The 22,666-nt window shown below is 44.2% G+C and carries 20 protein-coding genes and 1 tRNA gene; 16 read left to right on the plus strand and 5 right to left on the minus strand.

Annotation, left to right across the window (positions count from 1 at the left end):
• Positions 1–187: 187 nt before the first annotated feature.
• From OH456_RS12545 to OH456_RS12555, 3 genes are all read left to right on the plus strand, one after another.
• Positions 188–2,191, plus strand: a complete 2,004-nt coding sequence (locus OH456_RS12545) for an NADPH-dependent 2,4-dienoyl-CoA reductase (RefSeq protein WP_236111321.1) — start codon at positions 188–190, stop codon at positions 2,189–2,191.
• A 91-nt stretch (positions 2,192–2,282) separates the two neighbouring features.
• A complete protein-coding gene (locus OH456_RS12550) occupies positions 2,283–2,831 on the plus strand; it encodes an NAD(P)H nitroreductase (protein ID WP_006070053.1) in 549 nt (182 codons plus the stop codon).
• Between the two features lie 100 nt (positions 2,832–2,931).
• Entirely contained in the window at positions 2,932–4,884 is a 1,953-nt protein-coding gene (locus OH456_RS12555; protein ID WP_270033569.1) for a DNA topoisomerase III, read from the plus strand.
• An 18-nt stretch (positions 4,885–4,902) separates the two neighbouring features.
• Here OH456_RS12555 and OH456_RS12560 read toward each other — a convergent pair whose 3' ends face one another.
• On the minus strand, positions 4,903–5,589 hold the full coding sequence (locus OH456_RS12560) for an SDR family oxidoreductase (protein ID WP_124940061.1): 687 nt from the start codon (positions 5,587–5,589) through the stop codon (positions 4,903–4,905).
• Between the two features lie 54 nt (positions 5,590–5,643).
• On the opposite strand from OH456_RS12560, the gene OH456_RS12565 reads away from it, so the two are divergent.
• From OH456_RS12565 to OH456_RS12575, 3 genes are read left to right on the plus strand one after another with little or no spacing between them, the layout of a single operon-like run.
• Positions 5,644–6,573 carry a histone deacetylase family protein gene (locus tag OH456_RS12565; protein ID WP_270033570.1) on the plus strand — a complete coding sequence of 310 codons (930 nt, stop codon included), beginning with the start codon at positions 5,644–5,646 and terminating at the stop codon, positions 6,571–6,573.
• Complete coding sequence (locus OH456_RS12570; RefSeq protein ID WP_270033571.1) at positions 6,570–7,058, plus strand: NUDIX domain-containing protein; 489 nt, start codon at positions 6,570–6,572, stop codon at positions 7,056–7,058. The genes OH456_RS12565 and OH456_RS12570 overlap by 4 nt, the downstream gene beginning before the upstream one ends.
• A gap of 54 nt (positions 7,059–7,112) precedes the next feature.
• A complete protein-coding gene (locus OH456_RS12575; protein ID WP_006070058.1) occupies positions 7,113–7,301 on the plus strand; it encodes a DUF2986 domain-containing protein in 189 nt (62 codons plus the stop codon).
• A gap of 375 nt (positions 7,302–7,676) precedes the next feature.
• On the opposite strand, the gene OH456_RS12580 is transcribed toward OH456_RS12575, so the two are convergent.
• Positions 7,677–7,767, minus strand: a tRNA-Ser gene (locus OH456_RS12580).
• Positions 7,768–8,105: 338 nt separating this feature from the next.
• On the minus strand, positions 8,106–8,672 hold the full coding sequence (locus OH456_RS12585) for a glycoside hydrolase family 108 protein (protein WP_270033572.1): 567 nt from the start codon (positions 8,670–8,672) through the stop codon (positions 8,106–8,108).
• Between the two features lie 617 nt (positions 8,673–9,289).
• On the opposite strand from OH456_RS12585, the gene OH456_RS12590 reads away from it, so the two are divergent.
• Complete coding sequence (locus OH456_RS12590; protein ID WP_270033573.1) at positions 9,290–10,336, plus strand: tyrosine-type recombinase/integrase; 1,047 nt, start codon at positions 9,290–9,292, stop codon at positions 10,334–10,336.
• Positions 10,333–10,578, plus strand: coding sequence for a co-chaperone GroES (locus OH456_RS12595; RefSeq protein ID WP_270033575.1), 246 nt, complete (start codon positions 10,333–10,335; stop codon positions 10,576–10,578). Before OH456_RS12590 ends, OH456_RS12595 begins: the two co-directional genes overlap by 4 nt.
• Here OH456_RS12595 and OH456_RS12600 read toward each other — a convergent pair.
• Positions 10,558–11,457 carry a hypothetical protein gene (locus OH456_RS12600; protein WP_270033577.1) on the minus strand — a complete coding sequence of 300 codons (900 nt, stop codon included), beginning with the start codon at positions 11,455–11,457 and terminating at the stop codon, positions 10,558–10,560. The genes OH456_RS12595 and OH456_RS12600 overlap by 21 nt on opposite strands.
• Before the next feature lie 350 nt (positions 11,458–11,807).
• On the opposite strand from OH456_RS12600, the gene OH456_RS12605 reads away from it, so the two are divergent.
• The 6 genes from OH456_RS12605 (at position 11,808) to OH456_RS12630 (ending at position 17,819) form a co-directional block, all read left to right on the plus strand.
• Positions 11,808–12,503, plus strand: coding sequence for a hypothetical protein (locus OH456_RS12605; RefSeq protein WP_270033578.1), 696 nt, complete (start codon positions 11,808–11,810; stop codon positions 12,501–12,503).
• The gene (locus OH456_RS12610; protein ID WP_270033579.1) at positions 12,500–13,459 is read left to right on the plus strand and encodes a hypothetical protein; all 960 of its coding nucleotides are present in this window, start codon (positions 12,500–12,502) and stop codon (positions 13,457–13,459) included. Before OH456_RS12605 ends, OH456_RS12610 begins: the two co-directional genes overlap by 4 nt.
• A complete protein-coding gene (locus OH456_RS12615) occupies positions 13,459–15,057 on the plus strand; it encodes a hypothetical protein (RefSeq protein ID WP_270033580.1) in 1,599 nt (532 codons plus the stop codon). The genes OH456_RS12610 and OH456_RS12615 overlap by 1 nt, the downstream gene beginning before the upstream one ends.
• The gene (locus OH456_RS12620) at positions 15,054–16,436 is read left to right on the plus strand and encodes a hypothetical protein (protein ID WP_270033581.1); all 1,383 of its coding nucleotides are present in this window, start codon (positions 15,054–15,056) and stop codon (positions 16,434–16,436) included. The genes OH456_RS12615 and OH456_RS12620 overlap by 4 nt, the downstream gene beginning before the upstream one ends.
• A 5-nt stretch (positions 16,437–16,441) precedes the next feature.
• A complete protein-coding gene (locus OH456_RS12625; protein ID WP_270033582.1) occupies positions 16,442–17,530 on the plus strand; it encodes a hypothetical protein in 1,089 nt (362 codons plus the stop codon).
• A gap of 94 nt (positions 17,531–17,624) precedes the next feature.
• Positions 17,625–17,819 carry a hypothetical protein gene (locus OH456_RS12630; RefSeq protein WP_270033583.1) on the plus strand — a complete coding sequence of 65 codons (195 nt, stop codon included), beginning with the start codon at positions 17,625–17,627 and terminating at the stop codon, positions 17,817–17,819.
• Positions 17,820–17,848: 29 nt separating this feature from the next.
• Here the strand turns inward: OH456_RS12630 and OH456_RS12635 are convergent, their stop codons facing one another.
• On the minus strand, positions 17,849–19,195 hold the full coding sequence (locus tag OH456_RS12635) for a DUF4041 domain-containing protein (protein WP_270033584.1): 1,347 nt from the start codon (positions 19,193–19,195) through the stop codon (positions 17,849–17,851).
• A gap of 212 nt (positions 19,196–19,407) precedes the next feature.
• On the opposite strand from OH456_RS12635, the gene OH456_RS12640 reads away from it, so the two are divergent.
• Together OH456_RS12640 and OH456_RS12645 are read left to right on the plus strand one after the other, a co-directional pair.
• A complete protein-coding gene (locus OH456_RS12640; protein ID WP_270033585.1) occupies positions 19,408–21,978 on the plus strand; it encodes a hypothetical protein in 2,571 nt (856 codons plus the stop codon).
• Between the two features lie 72 nt (positions 21,979–22,050).
• Entirely contained in the window at positions 22,051–22,641 is a 591-nt protein-coding gene (locus OH456_RS12645; protein WP_270033586.1) for an ABC transporter ATPase, read from the plus strand.
• Positions 22,642–22,666 lie beyond the last annotated feature (25 nt).

Here is a 22,666-nt window from a genome sequence, read left to right on the forward strand (position 1 = left end):
TTGCCACTATCACTCAATCAAGGTTTTAAGTGAATAAAAATTAAAGACTTAACATACTAGATTAAGTTCAAATATTCAGGAAAAATTTTTAATAATGTTGAGAAAATGTAAACGCTAGTTTGATTTTTTAACCTTTACATAATATTCTGGTCAGACCACAACTATAACAACGGAAGTGAAGTCTGCTATGTACCCGAACTTACTTAAGCCTCTGGATTTAGGATTTACCCAACTACGTAATCGTGTGCTGATGGGATCGATGCACACAGGTCTTGAAGAACACAAGGAAGGACTGCATAAGCTTGCTGCATTTTATGAAGAGCGAGCCAAAGGTGGAGTGGGACTGATTGTCACTGGCGGATTTGCGCCAAACCTTCGCGGACGTCTTGCACCTTTTGCTGCTGAATTTAGTAAACCAAAACATGCTAAAGCGCATAAGGTTGTTACTGAAGCTGTTCATAAGCATGGCGGTAAAATCGCATTACAAATTCTTCACGCCGGTCGTTATGGTTACCACCCGTTTTCACAAAGTGCATCGAAAATAAAATCACCTATTTCTCCCTTTGCGCCTAGTGAAATGAGCAGCCGTCAAATCTGGAAGACTATCGACGCTTATGCAAACAGCGCATCACTGGCGCAAGAAGCAGGGTATGACGGTGTTGAAATCATGGGTTCAGAAGGTTATTTCATCAACCAGTTCATCTGCAAGCGCACCAATGTCCGCTACGATGAATGGGGTGGCAGCTATGAAAACCGTATCCGCTTGCCGTTAGAAATTGTTAAAGCAGTAAGAGCGGCTGTGGGTAAAGAATTTATTATTATTTTCCGACTCTCGATGCTGGATCTGGTCGAGCAAGGCAGTACTTTTGAAGAAGTAGTGCAGCTTGGACAGGCGCTAGAGCAGGCTGGCGTAACGATAATCAATACTGGTATCGGTTGGCACGAAGCGAAAGTACCGACGATTGCCACTCAAGTTCCTCGTGGTGCTTTCACCTGGGTAACCGAAAAAATCCGTCCTTATCTCAATGTGCCTGTTATCACGACTAACCGAATAAATACACCGGAAGAAGCCGAGCGGATACTTTCATCAGGGCACGCTGATATGGTCTCGATGGCGAGACCTTTCTTGGCCGACCCGAACTTTATCGCGAAGGCAGAGCAAGGCAAGTCACAACTAATCAATACGTGTATAGGTTGTAACCAAGCGTGCTTGGATAATGCATTCAAAGGCAAGCGCGCCACTTGTTTGGTCAACCCTCAAGCGTGTTATGAAACGGACTTAATCGTCAAGAAGGCAGTAAATAGTAAGACCATTGCCGTTGTAGGTGCTGGACCTGCCGGATTAGCGTGTGCGACCATGTTGGCGGAAAAAGGCCATTCTGTGGATCTTTTCGAGAAGAGTGACCGCATTGGTGGCCAGTTCCGTTTAGCGATGCAAATCCCAGGTAAAGAAGAATTCAGAGAAACTATCCGTTACTTTGCCAACCGTATTGAAGAGACCGGTGTCAAGCTACATCTTGACACCGAAGCGACGTCTGACCTGCTACGCGAATATGATGAAGTAGTGATGGCGTCCGGTGTTCAGCCAAGAATGCCCAAGCTTGAAGGTATCGATAACCAAGATAAAGTCATCGACTATCAAACATTGATTCGCGATAAGACACCAGTAGGTGACAACGTGGCGATCATGGGGGCAGGCGGTATTGGGGTCGATGTTGCGAGCATGATTACTGAACCTCATGGTCAGACGTTAGATGACTGGTTACACGAATGGGGCATCGACAAAACCATCGAGCATCCAGGTGGTCTATTCCCATTCCCGGAAGAAGTGACCGATACCAATGTCTGGGTAATGCAGCGTAAAGAAGGCAGAGTAGGTAAAGGCCCGGGTAAAACGACAGGCTGGATCCACAAGAAAACCCTTGAAAAGAGAGGTGTACATCTTTTAGGTGGTGTGACTTATAACAAGATTGATGATCAAGGTCTGCACATTACTGTCAAAGGTGAAGAGCAGTTGATACCCGCAGATAAAGTGGTCATCTGCGCTGGACAAGAGTCTGTAAAACCATTCGAAGAGCAGTGGCAAAGCTTTGGTGACAAATTGCATGTTATTGGTGGCGCTGACTATGCTGGTGAACTGGACGCGGTTAGAGCGATTCGCCAAGGTGTCGAATTAGCTGCCAAGCTATAAAGTACATTGAGAACAGTTCTCACTTTTGCTGTCATGACGTTAACGTTTTGTTATAATGAGCGTTATTACAACAAACAAAAAGGGAAGTGTTATGGATGCCCTAGAACTGTTACTCAATAGGCGTTCGATTGCTCGACTATCAGAACCGGCTCCTGAAGGAGAAGCGTTAGAAAATATTATTAGAGCGGGCCTACGTGCTCCGGATCATGCAGGACTTACTCCTTGGCAGTTTGTGTTGGCGCAAGGTGATGGCAGACAGAAACTGGCTGATATCTTAAGTGATGCCGCTGCTCAAGCGGGCAGTGACGAGGCGGTGATTGAAAAAGCTAAGAAAGCCCCTTTTCGTGCTCCTCTAGTCATCACCGTCATTGCGAAAGTGACACAACATGACAAGGTACCCGCAATCGAGCAGCATCTTTCTGCTGGCTGTGCAGTTCAAGCAATGCAAATGGCGGCTGTAGCTCAAGGCTTCCAAGCATTCTGGCGTTCGGGCAAATGGATGTTTGATGAACACGTTCGTCGGGCGTTTGGTGTTGAGGGTGATGATCAAATCGTTGGCTTTCTCTACGTCGGTACGCCCGGATGTACACCAATGAAAGCGCCAGAGCGTGATTTAAATAAATACGTTAAGTTTCTATAACGGAATATTTAACTGGCTATTTATACAGTTTTTCTTGATTCTTAAAGGTAAGCTTAGTTAAGCTTACCTTTATTTTTTCAGATACCAGTGACCCTTCTCTATGACTCGTCTCTTTATTGCCGAAAAACCCAGCTTAGGGCGTGCTATTGCCGCCGCTTTGCCAAACCCTCAAAAGAAAGGCGACGGATTCATCCAATGTGGGAATGGTGATGTGGTCACATGGTGTATTGGTCATCTGCTTGAGCAGGTAGAGCCTGATGCCTACGATGAGCGTTATAAAAAGTGGAATCTGAATGATCTGCCTATCGTGCCAAATCAGTGGCAACTCAGACCTCGAAAAAGTGCTTCAAAACAGCTCACTGCGGTAAAGAAACTACTAAAAACAGCGACCAGTATTGTTAACGCGGGAGACCCAGATAGGGAAGGGCAACTTCTGGTTGATGAGGTGATCGACTACTGTAAGGTTCCGAAAGCCAAGAAAGATACTGCTCAGCGTTTGTTGATTAGCGATTTAAACCTTCCGGCGGTAAAAAAAGCGCTCAATTCTATGCGCATGAATCAAGAGTTTATTCCACTTTCGGTATCGGCATTAGCACGTTCACGAGCGGATTGGCTTTATGGGATGAATATGTCTCGGGCCTATACGCTTCTCGGACAAAAGGCGGGTTATCAAGGTGTGTTATCTGTTGGGCGAGTACAAACACCCGTGTTGGGATTGGTGGTTCGTCGTGATGAAGAAATCGAGAACTTTGTTCCCAAAGACTATTACACTTTATACGCCTTGATTCCTTACCAAGATTCGCACGCGGCCTTTGACATTCGTGCCAAATGGAAACCAAGTGAAGCCTGCCAACCATGGCAAGATGAAGAAGGAAGAGTGCTGAATAAAAAGCTGGTGGAAAATGTCGCGAGTCGTATTCAAGGCCAGCCAGCAAAAGTCACTAAGTCAGAGCATAAGTCGACAAAACAGAATGCGCCTTTACCGTACTCTTTGTCTGCTTTACAGATTGATGCGGCCAAGCGTTTTAATATGAGCGCGCAACAAGTGTTGGATGTTTGTCAGGCTCTGTACGAGAAGCACAAACTGATTACCTATCCACGTTCTGATAACCGATATTTACCTAAAGATCATTTTTACCAAGCGAATGATGTCCTAAGTGCAATAAAGAACAATAGCAGAGAGCATGCTCAGGCGGTTGATGACGCGGACAGCAGTCGTAAGTCTAAAGCGTGGAACGACAGCAAAGTGGATGCACACCACGCTATTATTCCGACACCAAAGAAAACCAGCAGTGTGCTATCTGGGTTTGAAGAGAAAATCTATGGGTTGATCGCGCGTCAGTATTTAATGCAGTTTTATCCAGCCGCGGTTTACGCCGAAGCCATGTTAGAGTTCGATATTCAAGGTGGCTGTTTTATTGCTAAAGGCAAGCGCTTGCAGCAACCTGGGTGGCGAGTCTTGTTAGGGAACTCTGCTAATGAACAAGAGGATGGCGTAGATGCCGTTCCACCTTTGGAAGTCGGTACCGAACTCTTCTGTCGCGAAGGTGTGATTGCAGAGAAGAAAACCGAGCCACCAAGACATTTCACCGAGGCAACATTACTTCAGGCGATGACCGGGATCAGCCGATTCGTTGAGGATAAATCGCTGAAGAAAATCCTACGTGATACCGATGGTATTGGAACAGAAGCAACGCGTGCGGGTATTCTTGATACACTTTTTAAACGCAAGTTGCTTAATCGTCAGGGCAAGTCAGTTATTAGCACTTCTGCAGGAAGAGGTTTAATTCATGCGCTACCTGATGAATCGACCTATCCTGATATGACAGCCCACTGGGAGTTTCAGCTGCAAGGCATGGCTGAGAAAACGCAGTCCTATACGCCATTTATGGCTGAGCTCAATAACCGCCTTGAACAGCTTATGCAACAAGTGAAGTCAGGCCCTGTGCCGGATTCTCTCAAAAATTTGCCCAAAGTTGAGAGACCGGCATTTAAGAAACGACGTTTTAGTAAGGGAAAAAAAGCGCCTAGTAAGACCAAGAGCCGCAGCTAATATCGAATGACTAATGACCTACCAAGGAAGTGGTTGACCGTCGAAGTTAATAAATTGGCCTGACTGGTTGGAGTCAGCGTTTTCGATGACCTTGAACAAGCCAGATGCTGATTCTGTGGTTGAGATAAGAGCATTTGGACCGCCCATCTCGGTTTGAACCCAACCCGGATGTAATGCCAGAACGGTAATACCTTCTTGGCTTAAATCGTTACTCAAACTCTTAACTACTGAGTTCAGTGCGGCTTTTGAGGAGCGATAGATGTACCCACCACCTGATGTGTTTTCTGTCATGCTACCAACTTTAGAGGATAAGCACGCAATTTTCCTAACCGCGGAGCGTTGAATTTTGGGATACAGCGCTTCCACCAATTTAAGCGGAGCGATGGTGTTGATTTCTAACACTTTGCGCCACTCATCGATGTCTGTATTGCCGAAACCGTAGCCTTTGGGGCCATAATAGCCTGCATTATTGATTACTATATCTAGGTTGGGTAACTGTGCGAGAAGTTGCGGATAGGTTGGATAATCGGTGACGTCAAAGCAGTATGTAGACAGGTTTGACTCACTTACCTCCAGAGACAGCAGCTCCTTAGCGCTGCATGCACTGCGATAAGTGGCGTGTACTTGGTAGCCAGATTGAAGGTATCTTTTGGTAAGAGCAAGACCAATACCTCGATTTGCCCCTGTAATGAATACGGTTTTCATATGTGCTCCCTAACGATAAGATGCTCCCATTATAAATGAAATCTAGAGCGTCTGATGCACAACAACGTTGTTCCTTTGATTTATCACCCTATCTATTCTGATTTACCATTGCCAGAAGGACATCGTTATCCTATCAACAAATACCGTTTGCTGTATGAAGAGGTTGAGCGAAAGTATTTACGCTTGGCCGAATCTCCTTTTGTCATAAAAACACCTAGCCCGTTGACGGTAGAGCAAGTGCAACAGGTTCACTGTAGAGACTATGTTGAGGGTTTGGTCACAGGAAGCTTACCTGCAGCGAAGATAAGAAGAATAGGCTTTCCTTGGACAGAGCAGCTTATTCAACGAACACTGGTCTCAGCTGGTGGGACGTGTTTAGCAGCACAACAAGCGATGGAGTATGGTTTAGCGATTCACTTAAGTGGCGGTTATCATCACGCCCATTACGATTTTGGTAGTGGTTTCTGCTTGTTCAATGATCTGATTATCGCCGCGCAAAATGCAATAGAGCATGGGGTGGAGAAAGTACTGATTGTTGATAGTGATGTACATCATGGCGATGGAAGTGCGACCCTTGCCGCAGGCACTGATCAAATAGTGACTCTATCACTTCATTGCGAAAAGAACTTTCCCGCGAGAAAGCCGTTATCTGATATGGATGTGCCTTTAAGTCGAGGTGCGAGTGACAAAGAGTTCTTGGCAAGCTTCAAGCAGGTGGTTGAACTAGCAATACGACTGCATCAACCCGATCTGATTATTTATGATGCGGGTGTAGATATTCACGAGGACGATGAACTAGGCTATCTACAAGTGACCTTGGACGGAGTATGCCAGCGTGATTTATGGATGCTGGACTACTGTCGAAATAAAGGTATCCCTGTCGCTTGTGTCGTTGGTGGTGGTTATCGAACAGAGCATAGCGATTTAATTCCTATTCACATGTCACTTATCGATGCGGCATACCAGCAAAGGAGCGGCAAATGAAGCACAGAATAAGAGCGGCAGGTATCGCGTTACAAAATAATAAGATACTAATGCTTCGTGTGCGCGACCAATACTCAGGAGAATACTGGATTCCACCGGGTGGTGGCCTTGAGGATTCGGATGTGTCTTCCAAGCAAGCGTTAGTGCGAGAGTTTCGTGAAGAGACTGGGCTTGATGTGACCGTCGGGCCGTTATTGTGTGTACGGGAGTTTCATGAGACCTCATCCGATCGCTACCACGTTGAGTTGTTTTATTTAGTTGAGTCATGGAGAGGAGAGCTTTCTCTAGTTAACCTAGAGGGACTTAATGACTCTGAGTACATTCAACAAGTAGCTTGGGTTGATGTTGAAGATCTCAATCAATACAAAGTCTTTCCAGCTGACATTGTGTCTACGGTACTTCCACTGATTCAAGCCAAGCAGTTTGCGACCCATTTAGGAAGTTATGTCCAAGGAGAGAATGACAATGTGAACCACCTAGATTAACGGCAATAACCTCTGTATGATGCACGACCAACACAGAACCAATGAGTACCTGCGATGAACCGAAAGAAAAAAATCAACCAGATTCATAAAGCGCGAATGAAAAAAGCGAACGCTAAAAAGAATGGCGCAGGGAAGAATAAACCGCGTTACATATCTAAAGCCGAACGTGCGAAGATGGAAGCGGAGCAAGAAGCACAAAATAATAATGAAGTGTTAGATGCGCCTGAACAGGCAACATCATAATGTTTAGCAAGTCTGGTTGAGCAGTTTAAAACCGCTCAACCCCAACCATATCAATTACTTCAACTTCAGCTTCTTCTCAAGCACTGCGCAGTGCAAAAAGTATCACCAGAAACTCTTAAGCCAAGATTCCTTAAATAAGACGCACAATTACATGTGAGCGTTTTCAGGGAAAGGAATCGCTATGACCTTAAATCGACATACTTATTTTATTAATACAGCTTTACGCCATGACTCGGCGGTGTAGTCAGTATAAACCATCATTTCTTTACGTTTGTAGGTAAGCACACTGCGGATATTTGATACGTGTTGTTAAGTAGGTGTATAGAAACGCTAGATGCAAAAAAGCCGCTACTTAGTAGCGGCTTTTTCTGAATGTGGCGGAGAGATAGGGATTTGAACCCTAGATACGCTATTAACGTATGCCGGTTTTCAAGACCGGTGCTTTCAACCACTCAGCCATCTCTCCGTTGTTGATGCGCATAATAATAGGCATCTTACTGTTTGTAAACCCTTATTTTAACTGTTTGCTGCAATTATAAGCACTTGAATTAAAAAATAGGTCTGGGTGTCTATAAACTAAACATTTCTTTAGTAAAAAGCCCCTAGTTTTCACTAGGGGCTTGAATATGGTCGGACTGACTGGATTTGAACCAGCGACCCCCGACACCCCATGACGGTTACTTAAAAATTCTAACTAATTGAATGTATTGGCTTTGATGGTTTTTTGTCTTTGTGCATGTAGGACATTTTGATACAGCACGCTTCAATTAAATCAATGAGTTACCATAGGGTTTTGGAACCGATTTAAGCTAATCCAACTCGATTTTTCATCCAACCATAAACAAAGGTTTCGTTCTTTTCTCTAGCTTCGCTGATGTCTAAATAACGCGCCCCCTGGGATGCGTTCAGTGACTTCCAAAGTACTACTTCCCCTTCATGACCACGCTTCGATAAGAACGCTGTTAATGCTCTGATAGTGGCTGGTCCTATATGGCCATCGACCGTCAAGTCTGAATAATAGGCTTGTTTGTTGTTATACACGTTGAGCCAACGTTGCAGGAACTTAGCAGCGACACTTTGTCCCATATTTACACCAGTATCGATAACCTCTTCACCGATAATTGCGCTGATCTCATGAATCTCATCAAAACGAACGCGCTGGACGTATTCACTTAAGTACAAAGATTTCGCTATATCAGGAGTAAGGTCATTCATAAGTCCTTTGTAACCAAGGTTACGAGCTGTTTTTTCGGTAATTCCGTATGTGGTATCTCCACCCAGGTCATCTTTATTGTTTGAACGAAACCCTTCTTTTTCCATGATCTCATAGATGATTTCATAGATAGTTCTAGCTACGGGTAATTTGCACATAGTTGCCTCCTTTAATTGATATGTGCATTTTTACCTTGTTGAAAAACTTCTTAGAGGGCGTTCTGGGTGTTATCCCCCTAAGTTCTTCAGAACGCCCAACATAATGGGCGGCTTTCTTTCGATATTGCCTTCTCCCCCGCACCCCCTAAAGAAATATGGGCGCCAAGATAGAGCCTTGGGCTTGAAAAATAGGATGGCGGCTTGAGGGTGTTTGGTCAATTCTATTGTCATGCATACTTAATCAAAACCTGTGAATATGTGGGGTGAGTTCTCCATCCCTTATTCAGCCTTGATTTGTAATAAAAACTCACCCACAAGTTGCACTGTTTTTTCCATGAGTTTGTACGTTTTCTCCATGAGTTGCGTTTTTTCTCAAATTTGGTGCGTTCTTCTTTCTTTTCTTTCTTTATTTAATAAAAAGAGAGAGATAGAGAACAAGAAAGAAGGAAATGAGCGCAAATTGGTATCCATGAGTTAATTTTGGTGTGTATTTTTTATCCCATAGGTTTTTTTAGTCTCCATGGTTTTTTCCATGGATAATTCAAAGCCCTCCACATTGCTTAAAGCCTTATAGATACTGGTTTTATTGAGTTCTCAACCAGCAAGCCCATAACTCCATGGATTTATCTGCCCCTGACCAAGAAATGAAACAAAATATTGCTGAACCTGATCTGGTTGATCTGTTTCTTACATGGAAGCAGGAAAACGAAAACTGCAGCACTAGAACTATTAGCAAGTATCGTGGCCTACTAAAGCAATTTGGTGAGTACATAGATAACGATTTTGGTGCTGCTGAGCTGAAAACGTTGGAACAGTTCTCTGGCGGGTGGCTACATCGAGCTGGTTACTCGGCCGCATCCAGGAAAGTGGCAGTTGCCGCTTTACGAGGCTTTTATTCTTTCCTCGCTAAGCGACATCTCATCGATAAAAATCCGGCAGTTGAATTGGTTTACCCGAAGATTGGACGAAAGCTACCTAGATTTATGGGGCTGAAGAGTGCTGAAACGCTTTTGCTACAGCCTGATTTAGATTCTCTATCGGGTTTGAGAGATAGCGCGATGCTTGCTTTACTCATTGGATGTGGTTTCAGGGTCGCGGGTCTTTGCGGATTAAACGAATCACAATTGATTTGGTATCAATATGGAGAAGTTGAGCGTTTGGCCATTAAAACGTTGGAAAAAGGAGAAAGAGAGAGAGTGGTTCCTGTTCCTTTAGAGGCGATGCTGCTGGTCCAAGCATACATGGGACATCCTGACCTTAAAGATATTGATCGTGTGCTTGAGAACGGAGACTCGGTGTTGTTTGTTAACCTCAGGAATAGACATGTTCCTGAATGGGAGCATAGAGGAGAACTACGTCGATTGTCTTGTCGGGCCGTTGATAGGATGATTAAGAGATATGCTATTGCTGCCGGAGTTCCTGAAGACCAGGCACACGCTCACGCAATGCGCCATTTATTTGGTACTGAATTGGCTGAGTCCGACTCTTCAACCCTACAAATTCAGGCTTTGATGGGGCATGCAGACCCGAAAACCTCCGAAATATATACTCACATATCAATGCGCAAGATGACTCATGTTCTCGATAAAGGAAACCCCTTGAGTAAAATGGACACTCCGGTTACGGCACTATTGCAAGAGATGAAAAAAGGTAAACGACTGTGAAGCTTAAGCCGCTACATGACTGGGTCGTTATTGAACGGGACAAGCCCGTTGAAGGTTTGCTTTGGGTCCCAGGTACGCCTGTTAATCGAGGTACTGTTACTGCTATCGGACCAAAAGTTATAGAGATTAGTGTTGGCCATGAGGTTCAATTCAACCCTTATACTGGCCTAGAGATTAACGCTCATGGCCAGACTTGGTTATTTATCAATGAAAGAGAAATATCATTCATTTTCGAGGGGTGAAAGTTGTTTCTCCAACCCGTTAATAAAAGCGTCTCGTTGTATACAGTTTTTCAAAATAGTTATCTGAATTATTTTATAAAGTGACCAGCAGTCGCTTTCAAGTGACTTCAAAGTTGATTCTTTGCCTTCCTTGAATAAGTCACATCTCAGTCGGAACAAACGATAAACCTCATCATTTAACAGCTCAGACTGCAACTCTTCTTTGAAGAATTTCTCTCTTTTCTTTCCATTATTTGCGTTGCTTTGAAAGGAGTTAATAATAGCTTCAAAAGCTAACCACATTAGCACAAAGCGTTCTGGAGGAAATGTGAGTGAAAGTGCTTTATCTATCAGAAGAGCAGCTTCTTTAGGAATGTCTATAATCTTTGCAGTTTGAATAGGTGGCTCATCAAATAAGTTTAAACCTTGAGAGTCAAAATAGGACGCAAATCCTGTTTCAGAATGGCTTATAGGCAAGTCTTCATCATTTGAAAATTCTCGGGTAAAAAGCAGCTCTCTAGCAATAGGGACTCCAAATATAAGCCTTAGAGCACTCGTTACTTGATGTACTTGCTGTTTTTGTTCCTCTGATACTTGTTTATTGGTATAGCAAAAAGTTAGTTTAAGGTTATTGCTTTGTGCTGGAATGTTGATATTGCGATTGGTACTACAGCATTGACCAGATTTATCGTAGTAGGTAATCCACTTCAATTTAGTTGTGTCATCAGTTTCTGGAATTACGATTGACACATCTACATTGTTTATTCCGTTGTTAGTAAGAAAATCTCTAATTCTCCCCAGTTCTTTTTGTTGGAGTGATGAGCTCCAGATGGTTTCTTGAAAGTAGTGAAATCCGGATTCAGACCATTCTTTCAAAATCTTATCTTTGAACTTATCCATATAATTTCCTTGTGTGCCGTGCGCTATACGCATCAGAGTTTATATATCGAAAGACTGTATAGTATCAAAACAGATTCCAGATTTTTGAGAGTGCTTGCAAGGTTCCCTTCGTGCACTTTAATGTCTTAGAACTTATATAACCCGTCTTTAACTTTATTTCTAAACTCAGTTATACTGGATGTTGACGGACGATTGTGGGAGCTATGAGAACTCACCTTCGAAACGACCAAACCCGTCAATGTGATATCTATCACTAGCTGCACATACTAACAGAATGCGCAGCTCATCAGCTTACTGTGGTGCTCGAGCCTTTGTGTTTACTGGAACCAGTTTTCATAAAGGATTAGAGAATGCGCAGCTTAATTTCAAAATATCTACATGTACTCAGTGATCATCAGGTAACTGACCAAGGGGTGGGGGCTCGGCATAGAGAAACGCACACCCTCAGAGAGGGGGGACGGTACCTAGATAACTACACCAAATTAGAACTTTCATTAAGCGCTCATGAACTTGAAGCTGCGTTTGAGTGTTTGGAACTTCCTGAGCATTGGTCTGAGATTCAACGAGAAGTTGGGGCTTTAAAGTTCTTGGAGTTGTGGCGGGGGTTGGAGTCTTTACGAACTGGACATCGATTGCGAATAAACGTTGCACGAATGTCTGAGAAACACAATAAGATGAGTGCCGAAGAGTTTGAGCATTGGCTTGATGCTCAACGTCTATCTAAACCCTGGTTTGAGATTTATTACGCATCAAGTTCTGAGCAATATCGTTATATATGGCAAACACTGTATAACGCCGCCTATACCCCTCAAAGAAAAACACTTCGTATTTATGTTCCAAGTTTTAGTTTTTGGAACAACCACCTTAAGCGAATGCTAATGTTTAATCTTCTTCATGCCGGTGTACCTAAAGACAAAATTTCTCATCATTTGTTGATATGGACAGGCCAGACAGCTTCCCAAACGCGGATCAACTTAGCCGTTAAATTGCTCAACGAACATGGTCCCTCCTTTTTGCGCGAAAAAACGTGCGAAATACAGCTATGAATGAGCACAAACAACCTAAAGCCATGGTCACATTTAAGTGCAGCTCTTGTAACTACACTTTCAGGAGCGAACCTTCTCGTGTTGAAGATGAGCCCACTCGCGCTCACCCATTTCGTTATTATGCGATTTGTGATGGATGCCAAAAAGAAGTTCAGCAAGTTCCATGGGAGGTTGGTCAGTTCTGCGCCGTTCTCTCAGCAACAGGCCCTAAAACTCCCGAAGGTAAAGCTAAGTCCTCTGCAAATCTGCAGGCAGTTAGCGATAGAGGTATTAGTCGCTTCAATGCTTTAAAACATGGCGCAAACGCAAAAACTGCTTTGTTTTTCCCAGCTCGACCAGGTAAGTACCCTCAATGTGCGACTTGTGATGTCGACCATGCTTACTGCGCGACTCAGCCTGCTTGTATAAAGCGAACTGAATTAATGATGCAGCATTTGATCGCATTTCAGTCGAATGACCCCAGTAAGCTCACTGAAATGCACGCCATTAACCAAGCGAACATGGCAGCAATATTTCAGGACATGATGCAAACCATAGTCTCTGATGGTGTTGCGCTGAGGAACCCTGTTTATGACTTCGATAAAGATGGCGGTTTCCATATTGGTCAGTACAAAAATGAGCAAGGAAACCTTGAGACGATTGAAGAAGTAAAAGCGCACCCATTGTTGAAGCCAATGCTTGAGATGTTGAGCAAAAACAACCTGTCGATGTCGGATCTAAACATGACTCCTAAAGTTCAGGTTGATCAAGGTTTAGAGATGGGACGAACTCTAGAAAATGAAGATGAAAGAGAGTCTGCCCTTGAGTATCAACGTCAGATGAAAGAACAGATGTCAGGTTTACGAGAGATGATAGCCAACTCCCGTAAGCGAATTCGAAATGACGAAATTTTGATAGAACACAATCAGGAACATATGGCGGAAGACGCTGATTATATCGATGGAGAAGTCGAATAATGGCTGAGCGTATATCTGCAAAAGAGCGGGTTGAAATTCAAAGCCGAGCCGAGCGGGAGATTCAGCGTTACGCAGGTAACCATGGGATGTGGCATAAGCACGTTCATAATGTTGAGCTAGATCCAATGCAACTGCTCAAAATGGAGGAGATGGACCAAAATCTCAATACTGTCGATAACAGCTGTCGCCGAACGGGTAAAACCGCCGTAAAAGAAATGTACTTACTCGAGCATAATGCCATTCATTGCGACCAAGAAGGCGGTATCGTTGCCCCGCGAGAAGCGCAGTCTCTCGTCAACCTTAGTTATCACCTTGATGCGATTCGCCGCTCTGACATCTTGAGTGGCTATGTAGCTTACAAGCAAGGTCGAAAACAGCTGGCTGATACCTATTACGAGTTTGCCAATCGTTCAAAAGCTCGAGCTTACGGCATCATGGCCAACGTTGATGGTGGTGATTTAACTTGGGCATCCTTAGAGGAAGTAGATGACCTCGACTCGGATCGATTGTATGGACGTTTCCTGCTAATGATGGGTTCAAGCAGGCGACTTGGGGCGAGCAAATCAGCAATCAATAATCCCCAAATTCGAATTACAGGTGTGTTTAAAGGTGCCGATGTGCTTAGCGGGATGATTGATTCCGGCGAGTACCATTGTTTGCCAACTGTGGACTGTTATTTAGGAATAGAACTTGGGATTCTCAATGAAGATTTCATCATGTCGATGCGAAAGCAGCTCCCAGAAGATGAATATATTCGTCAGCTACTGTGTATTAACGTAGCAGCCAAGAACCTTATTTGGGAAAAGTACATCCGTTATGCAATTCAAGTTGGCGCCAAGATTGGATTAGAACCCTCTGAACCAGACCCATTCACTTTTTACAAAAAACGCGGCGTGCTCGCATTTGGATATGACCACACTGGTCACGGTGAAAACCTAGCCTCCTCTCGTTCCTCGCTAGTTGTCGAAGAACAAGTAGGTAACTTTTCTATAGTCATCTTCGCTAAAACTTGGCACCCAAGTACAGACGAGAGCGTTATTAGAAAAGATATCGTGGGATTTTGGCGTTATTTCAGACCCGACTATGCAATAGGCGATGCTTTTGGAATAGGGTTAATAACGCAGGTTAACGATGATCTATTTGCTAAGGGTTTAACGCAAATAGACCGTCGTGCAATTGGTGATGGTGAAAGTACGGCTTCCACCTGGCCTGAATGGGCTTTTTCACCATTACGATTTGAAGGCATGGCCAAACACCAAATGGCGCAATCACTTCGAAGCGCCTATCACAATCGTCAAATGGTGTTGCCTTATGTTGACGATAGGGAAGCCGACCCTGCCGTAGAGGACTACGTCAACTTACCTAGGCAAATCAAAAATATCAAACCGTCCCCGGTGAAAGCGGGGAGTTATAGCAGTTATCAAATGGTGAAAAAGTCGATTGGAGATGACCTTTTTGATGCGCATATGGCAAGTCATTGGGCTCTAGTTACACAAGGAGCAGCACCCGTGCCAAGTATTATCACCATCAACCATAAAACCCGCGATCAACTCTTGGGCGCACCAAGTAGCTTAGATTTATTAAGGAACTTAACATGAGCCGAATTAAAAACGCATGGCTAGCAATTAGAGGTAGACCTCTTCCTTCTGCGCCTAATACCTCAGGGAATCACCAGGGTGAGAAAACCTCAGAGAAAGGTCATATTGCGGATCCTGAACGCTCGGTACAGTATTTGTATGAACAAATGCAGATAGACCCTAACCTTAGAGCTTCAATTGTTATGCTCCGTCATATGGACCGTATCGACCCTAGGGTAAAAAAAATCCATCGTCGCATTGCTAGGGATGCGACTAAAGGTGGACTGAAACTGCACTGGATAGGCAAAGAAAGCGCCAGAGTAAACAAGCTTTGGCAGCAGTTTATGTTAAGACTGCAACTTAACAATCGCAGCAAACTAATGAGCGATGCTTCGGGCTTGGCCAAAGAAGGAAATTTACCATTGCAGTGGGTGGTGAACGAACTCAGCCAGGTAACTAGTTCTATCCGCATGCCAACAGAAACGATCATACCTATCGTTGACCAGTCGGGTCGGTTCAAAAACGTGAAACACGCATTCCGTCAGGTGGACCCGCTCACTTATCAGGAGTTGTGTACATTCCCGCTATGGCAACTTACTGTTAGTCGATTAGACCCTGACAACTATGATGACATGGGATGCATGGGGAGACCCTATCTTGATGCGTCACGAAGCATCTGGCAAAAGCTTATTATGACGGAAGAAGATCTTGTCATTAGGCGTCGTACTCGAGCTCCGCAGAAATTAGCTCACTCTCTCGATGGCGCCGATCAAAAAGCACTGGATGAATATAGAGAGCGTGTCGAAGGACAATCGGGAGAAATTGCGACAGATTTTTATGGGAATAAGCTGACAGTGAGTGCGGTTGGTGGTGATGCTAACATGGAGCAAATAGCGGATATCACTTTATTGGTCGATGCTTTCTTTTCTGGAGCTCCTGCACCAAAAGGGCTATTTGGTTACGTTGATGGTTTAGCCCGGGATGTACTGGAGGATTTAAAACGCGACTACTACGAAGAAATCGACGCCCTGCAAGACGCCTTGGCTTATGCCTATGAAGACGGTTTTAAGTTGCAGCTGTTACTGGCCGGATTAAACCCCGATTCTTTCCAGTTCCAAATTCAGTTTGTGGAACGCATGACAGACAGTAAGAACCAACGCGCAGACCTGGCATTGAAATATCAGGCGCTTGGTATGCCACGTAAACTTGCTTGGGAATCTGCTGGAGTAGACGTGCAACGTGCCGAAGCGATGCGAGAAGAAGAAGCTAACAGCAAAGACCCATATCCTGAGCATAACGAGCTGGACGACGAAGACGACGAAAAGCAAAAGCCGAAAGTCAGCATTACCCCAAACAATCAGCCTAAAGGCGAAAGCGCCACCTCTATCAGCAACGGGTAAATGAAATGGCCGATAACCAACGGACTCAAATTAAGGCAACGATTCGTCGTGCTATGAAATCTGCACAAAGCGCGACGAATGAGCTTGATTCTCAGGCTATGAAAGAGCTGACAGCATTGTATCGTTCTGCGCTGGCAGAAATTCAGCAACTAGTCACTAATTCTACCAATGAAATTGGGGCAGTTCGTCTTTCCCAGTTGCAAGTGCTAACTAGGCAAATTGAAGAGATTCTTAACCAAATCAATCAAACTCAATCGCATATGATTGAGGGATATATTGTTGAAGCAGCCAAGAACGGTGGCAATACGTTCTCTACCAGTATTCCTGTTGAGAGGGTATCGCAGTCCATTGACTCTGCGGTGTTAGCGGTGCGAACGATGAAACAAAAAGATGGTTTACAACTTAGTGATCGCCTATGGCGCGTACACCGAAATGCAAAAGAGCAGCTAATTCAAGCGGTAGAACGTGCGGTCATTTTGGGTAACTCCGCAGCTGATGCCGCGCAAGAGTTCCAACAAAGGGCGGAAGCGGTACCACTCAATATCACACAACAAATGAATATGGCGAGCGGGTCTGCGATAAACAAAAAATTGAAAGATGCACTGATCGATGATCAAGGCGCTCCATACCATCAAATTAAGCGAGTAATGCGCACTGAAATAAACCGTGCTCATGGAGTGGCGTTCCAGAACTCGGCATTTGAAGATGAGTTTGTTGTTGGTACCAAGTTCAAACTTAGCCCCAATCATCCGAAAAGAGATATCTGCGATATGCACGCCAAAGCAAATTTATATGGGTTAGGAGAAGGGGTTTATCCTCAGGGTAAAAGTCCATGGCCAGCGCATCCCAATACACTTAGCTATGAACAAGTGGTGTTTGTTGATGAGGTATCAGATGAGGATAGAGCCGGGCAAACCAATCACTTAGATTGGCTTAAGAGCCAAAGTAAAGAGTTACAGAAAGCAGTACTCGGTCACGATAAGAAAGTTTCGGCTCTTCGCCAAGGGCATTTAACTAAGGGGATGATTGCAACTCCATGGAAACACCTGGAGCCTGCACTAAAGCGTAAAGGGGTTGATACTGCAAGCCTGTGAATAACTTGCCCCCTGTTTTCCACGTATAAATCGATATAATGGCTACGTCAGTGATATTAAAAGGCAAAATGCCAATAGCCCGGAGCCAACAACAATGAATACTGCTACCGCTTATCAGTCACAAGCTAACACCCAAAACCAGAAAGTCAGTGAGGTTACCTGCATCTGTGGTCATCGAATCTGTGATAGTGAAGGAATTATCCGTTCACGTTGTGTTAAATTAATCGAAGGTGAGGCATTGTGTCGCTGCAAGCGCTGGGTGAAAGTGCCAGTTGTAAAAAAAGCCTGAACTATCAGGCTTTTTCTTGAAGATGGAATTTAGGCGAATTCCATATCTGGAAACTCGTCCATTTTTTTTGAATGTGTTTCTTGATGCTCTCGTGTTTTGCGAATGGCTTGAGACTCCCGATACTCCTGAGCTTCAGCTGTCTCATAAAATTCTGCTTCAGGATCCACTTTGATTACTTCCTCTCTGATATCATCGAGAGTAACTGCAAAAAACTCTTTTCTATTGTTAACAAGATTTAGGCGTTGTACATCAAATTTGCGGTGTAGCTCATTTTCTAGTGCAGGTGCATTTTCAGAATAGATCATAGCGTGAACATCGAAAGTAAATGGTACGCTTGCATCCCCTAACTCTTTCACTCGGTCTAGTGGCTCTAGGCGACGAGTCATACCAATTTTATATACGTTCTCACCAAATGAGCCTATGTTTGAAATTACATATACATGACCAGCTTTAGTTTGTTCTGCCATAGATTTAGCCCGCTCATTTTTTGAGTGAGCTTCTTCAAGCTCTGCAGCTAGTTTCGCTATTTGTTCATTTAACTTGTCTAATTTTTGACCGCTAGCTTTTTGAGCATCAGCCTTGGCTTTATCAAGCATTTTTTTGAACTGTTCTTCTTCTTTTTGAGCTTTTAGCATCTCTTTTTCGAGCTTAGCTTCTTCCCTCATTTGTCGTCTAATTTCAGCCTGTTCTTCTTTCTCGGCCTGCTTTTTCAACTGATATTCATGAGTAGCTTTTAGTTCAAACAACTTGTACTCAAGGTAGGTAGGTGAAATGTGAATATCATTCGTTTCGTTTAACTTATTGATTGCTTCAAAAGCCTTTTCGATTCTAGCAATCATGTTATTTACGTTGTTCCACTTAACGTTTGCTATTGCAGCATCACACTCATTATTGAAAGCCCTAGCCGTTAATCTTATTCCGCGGTTAATCATTTTCTTACCCTCGGATTTACTTTCCCCGACAGTCCAATTGGTATTGCAGTAGATCGCTTCTTTGTCTTTAATCATCTGCTTCTGGGTGTTTTTTATATGCTTTATTTCGTCTTTGAATTTTTCGGAAGTGTCAAAATCAAACATAGGTTTGTAAAAACCTTGCTCGACCATGTCTAGTTCATCTTCGTAGATTGCAAGTTCGGCTGTGAGGTGTTCGTAAAGAGTTCTTTTGCTTTTGTATGATTCGACTAATTCTTTTGTCTCATTCTGAATTTGTTCTTTTTCTTGGAGTACTGCATCTCTTTCTTTATCTGCATCGATTACATCTTTGAACCGAGTTTCAAATGCTTGATTCTGCCCTTGGAGCTGTTTAGCTTTTCGATATAGCAGAAATAAAGCAATGAGTAGAACGCCAATTATTATAGCTAGCTTAGTGGTTTCCATAGTTCATCCAATTCCAATTTAGTATCAATGCAATAATACACATATTGGGTTTGATGGGAAAATTTAGCATTTCCAAAAATGCGCTATAAACTGACAACTTTGTGATTGTATCCCCTCCAAACGGTTACTACGTTATTCCACACTGCCTGTAATTGGCGACCGAGCCCCTGATTTATCAGGGGCTTTTTTCGTTTATAGGCAAAGGAAATCTCATGTTTAAATCTCACCTAGCAGCTAGTGTTGTACTGGCGCTCTCCTCTTCAACACCTCAAGGTGTGATTCACCTGCTTTCTGATGCCGTAAAGGTGGATACCTCTAATAAACGTAGCATCGTCACCATTACCCGAACCGGCACATTTTATGATCCGCGCTATGGCGAGTTTGAACTGACCCAGCAGATGTTTGATTCCATGGTCAAGAACTTCAATGAAGGAGTGTTTGGTCAGGAGATTAATATTGATATCGCCCATAAACCTGAAGATGGGGCTGGGGCGGTGGTAAGACGCCTGTTTACCGACCGCGGTCGTTTACGAGCAGAGGTGGAGTGGTACGAACTCGGCATTAATAAGGTCACTAAAGATGGCTTTAAATACTTATCTGCTGAAATTCATCCTAACTATGTCAGCAATGAGGCCGGACAAGATGGCCAATACCAACAGTTTGGTCCAACGCTACTTGGAGCAGGTCTAGTCACCAGACCGTGCATCAAGAACTTAGACAAAATCGAACTCAGTGAAGCCAGCCTTCATGATTGCCCAACTTATCTTTCCGAGTCTTTAGCTAATAAATTTTCCGAGGAACGTCAAACCATGTGGAAACAACTTATTGCGCTGTTTGAAAAGCAGCTAAAAGGTTTAAAACTGACAGCAGAGCAACACACTGCAATGGTCAAACTTCTAACCGATTCTCTAAATGGTGTCAGTGAAGAAGAGAAAGCTAAATCGTTAAGTGACCAGGTACTTGATACAGCTAAGTTGCTGTCAGCATCTGGCACTACTGACACTCCTGTTATCAACTTAAATGGCGGCTCACTGACTGAAGAAGACGTAGTTCGTATTCTTGGTGAGCAAGCGACTAAAACGGCAACGGCACAAGCCGAGCAACAACAAAAGCTTGAAGCGAGAGTGAAAATCTTCACTGATGCGATCGATAACGCCGAAGGGCTGAGCGACGACATCAAAAAAGAGCTGAAAGAAGCCAAAGACCTTATCACCACTGAGATGACCGAAGAGCAAGTAACCAAACTTGCTGAAAACCAAATCAGCCACGGCAATCAGAAGATGGTATCAGTGCAACTGGGTGAGATGGGCTTTGGCCATGTCGCGGGCTCTGTGACACAAACGCCAGACCAACAGCGCGAAAGTCTACAACTGCAATCACAAATTCACTCTGCTCTGCGTAACACCAATACCTATTCCTTAGGCCAACTCAACCTAACGGAAGAAAAAGAATTGCCAGTCTTTGCTCGCCAGGTCCTAGCGGAGTTTGATCGCCTTCACCACCGCCAAATTCATGCAGAGCGTTTAGCGCTGACAGGTCAGGGTGGGGCAAACGTCATTTCAGATACTGAGTTACCAGTATCGGTTCAACGTGAAGTGATTCGTGAAGCACTGTCTGATCTCAATGTCCTTCAGCTGGTGCAAACGCTAACCGACTTTAGCGCCTCAGCAACCACTAATATTCCGTATGAGAACCGTGATGTGTCGGCGATCATGGGTGATGGTATTGTGTTTGAGCACAACACCATTCCAAAAGTGAAAAACTCGCAGCGTATGGACTTGGCTTATGTTCTGCCAATGAAAGTGGCGTTTGAAGTTTCGAACGAGCTCATGCATTTTTCCAAGTCTTCTACCATTAACTGGGACGCTTGGGGGCGTAATGTTGCTACGGCTAGCCGCATCATTAAAGAGCTGGTTGCTCGTCGCATCGTCAACACCATGCAGCGCGTAGCCGATTCACACCTAGCGGCAAAGGCGAATAATGAAGAAATCGCTGCACAGTTGCAGAGCGCGTACATCATCAAAACGGCTCAATTCCCAATTGTGGCGCCGCATCAACAATACGACTTGCAAGGCAATACTGTTGGTGCGCCAGAGAACCCACTTACGCTAACAATTGATGGTCAACAGGTTCAGCCGTTCGACGGCTCTGGTAAGCAAACGGCAGGCACTTATTACGTGGTTCAGTCGTACAACCTAGGTAAGTTGGTTCTCGTTGATGAGGTTGGCGAATTGAAGCCAGTAACAGCTACCAATGCTTCAATTACCTATAGCTACGCAACCAACATTGTCAAAGTAGATAGTGATATTCCAGATGGTATGACACCAGAGAAGCACTACAACAAGCTGCTGCAGGCAATTGGCCGTCGTAAAGCGATTATGAAAGATGACCGCTTTGTTACTCCAGACTTCCTACTGATGTCGAACACTCTGAACGATACCTGTACCAACGCAGAAACGTTTGTTGCCTCTATGAAGCGCAGTGGTACCGACACCACATCTCAAGGTGATCTGGAAATGGTCAAGTCATTGCCAGCGTTCTCAACCAATGCACCGGCAACACACCTGGGTGATGAACGTATCATCATGGGACAGAAAGGCGCATTGACCTACACCGTGGTTAAGCCATTCACCCTTAGCGAAATGCAAGAAGCGCGTGATGCAAATGGCCAGCTCAAAGGTGGCAAAGAAGCCTATGGTGAAGAGTACAACGCAATTCACTGTCCTAAACCAATTCGTAACCGCTTTACCAGCGTACTGTTCTATTCAGCCACTGGCCGATAGTGCGAGCCCTTGCCCCCTTACTTTGAATTGAGTCATGGGGGCTTTTTTCCTAACTTAAGAAGGTGAATTATCATGCCTGTCATGACTGCGTTTACAAACAACGAAAAACAAACCGTCAACATTGGTGGCCGCTCTGTTCAACCTGGTGAGACGCGTGAAGTCGATGCTCGCTTTGTTTCGGCAGCACCGGAAACCAACCGTCAAATCATAGTTCTGTACATCAACTTTGGCATTACGCCGAAATATTTTGGTTCAACGGTCGTGCAGCCAAATACTGCAGCACGCTTACCAATCATTCATTTTGAAAATCCAAACAAAGCCGATGCTGGTGCCTTTCAAGATGCCGTGTTCTCTGAGTTGCTAGAAAAAAGCATCGAAGACATCAAGCCTTTCTTCTCCTCGTTCGAAGACGACGAACTTGAACGTTTAGCCGAGCTGGAACAATTAGACGGCAAACGCAAAACACTGCTCAAAGAGATCACTGACACGCTCGCAGCGCGTAAAGAAGAACGCGAATTTGACCCGCAGAAGTATGCGCAGTCTTTGGAAGGTAAAGACGAAAGCGAACTGCAAGTTGAGCTTTTGGCCGCTGGTGACAACGAGTTAAAACTGAAAGCGATTCAAGATGCGCTAGCTAAGTTAAAAGCTATTGCTGAACAATAAGTTAATGGTTGGTACTTGATGACGG

This window comes from Vibrio sp. La 4.2.2 (assembly GCF_027586995.1).
Classification (GTDB): domain Bacteria; phylum Pseudomonadota; class Gammaproteobacteria; order Enterobacterales; family Vibrionaceae; genus Vibrio; species Vibrio mediterranei.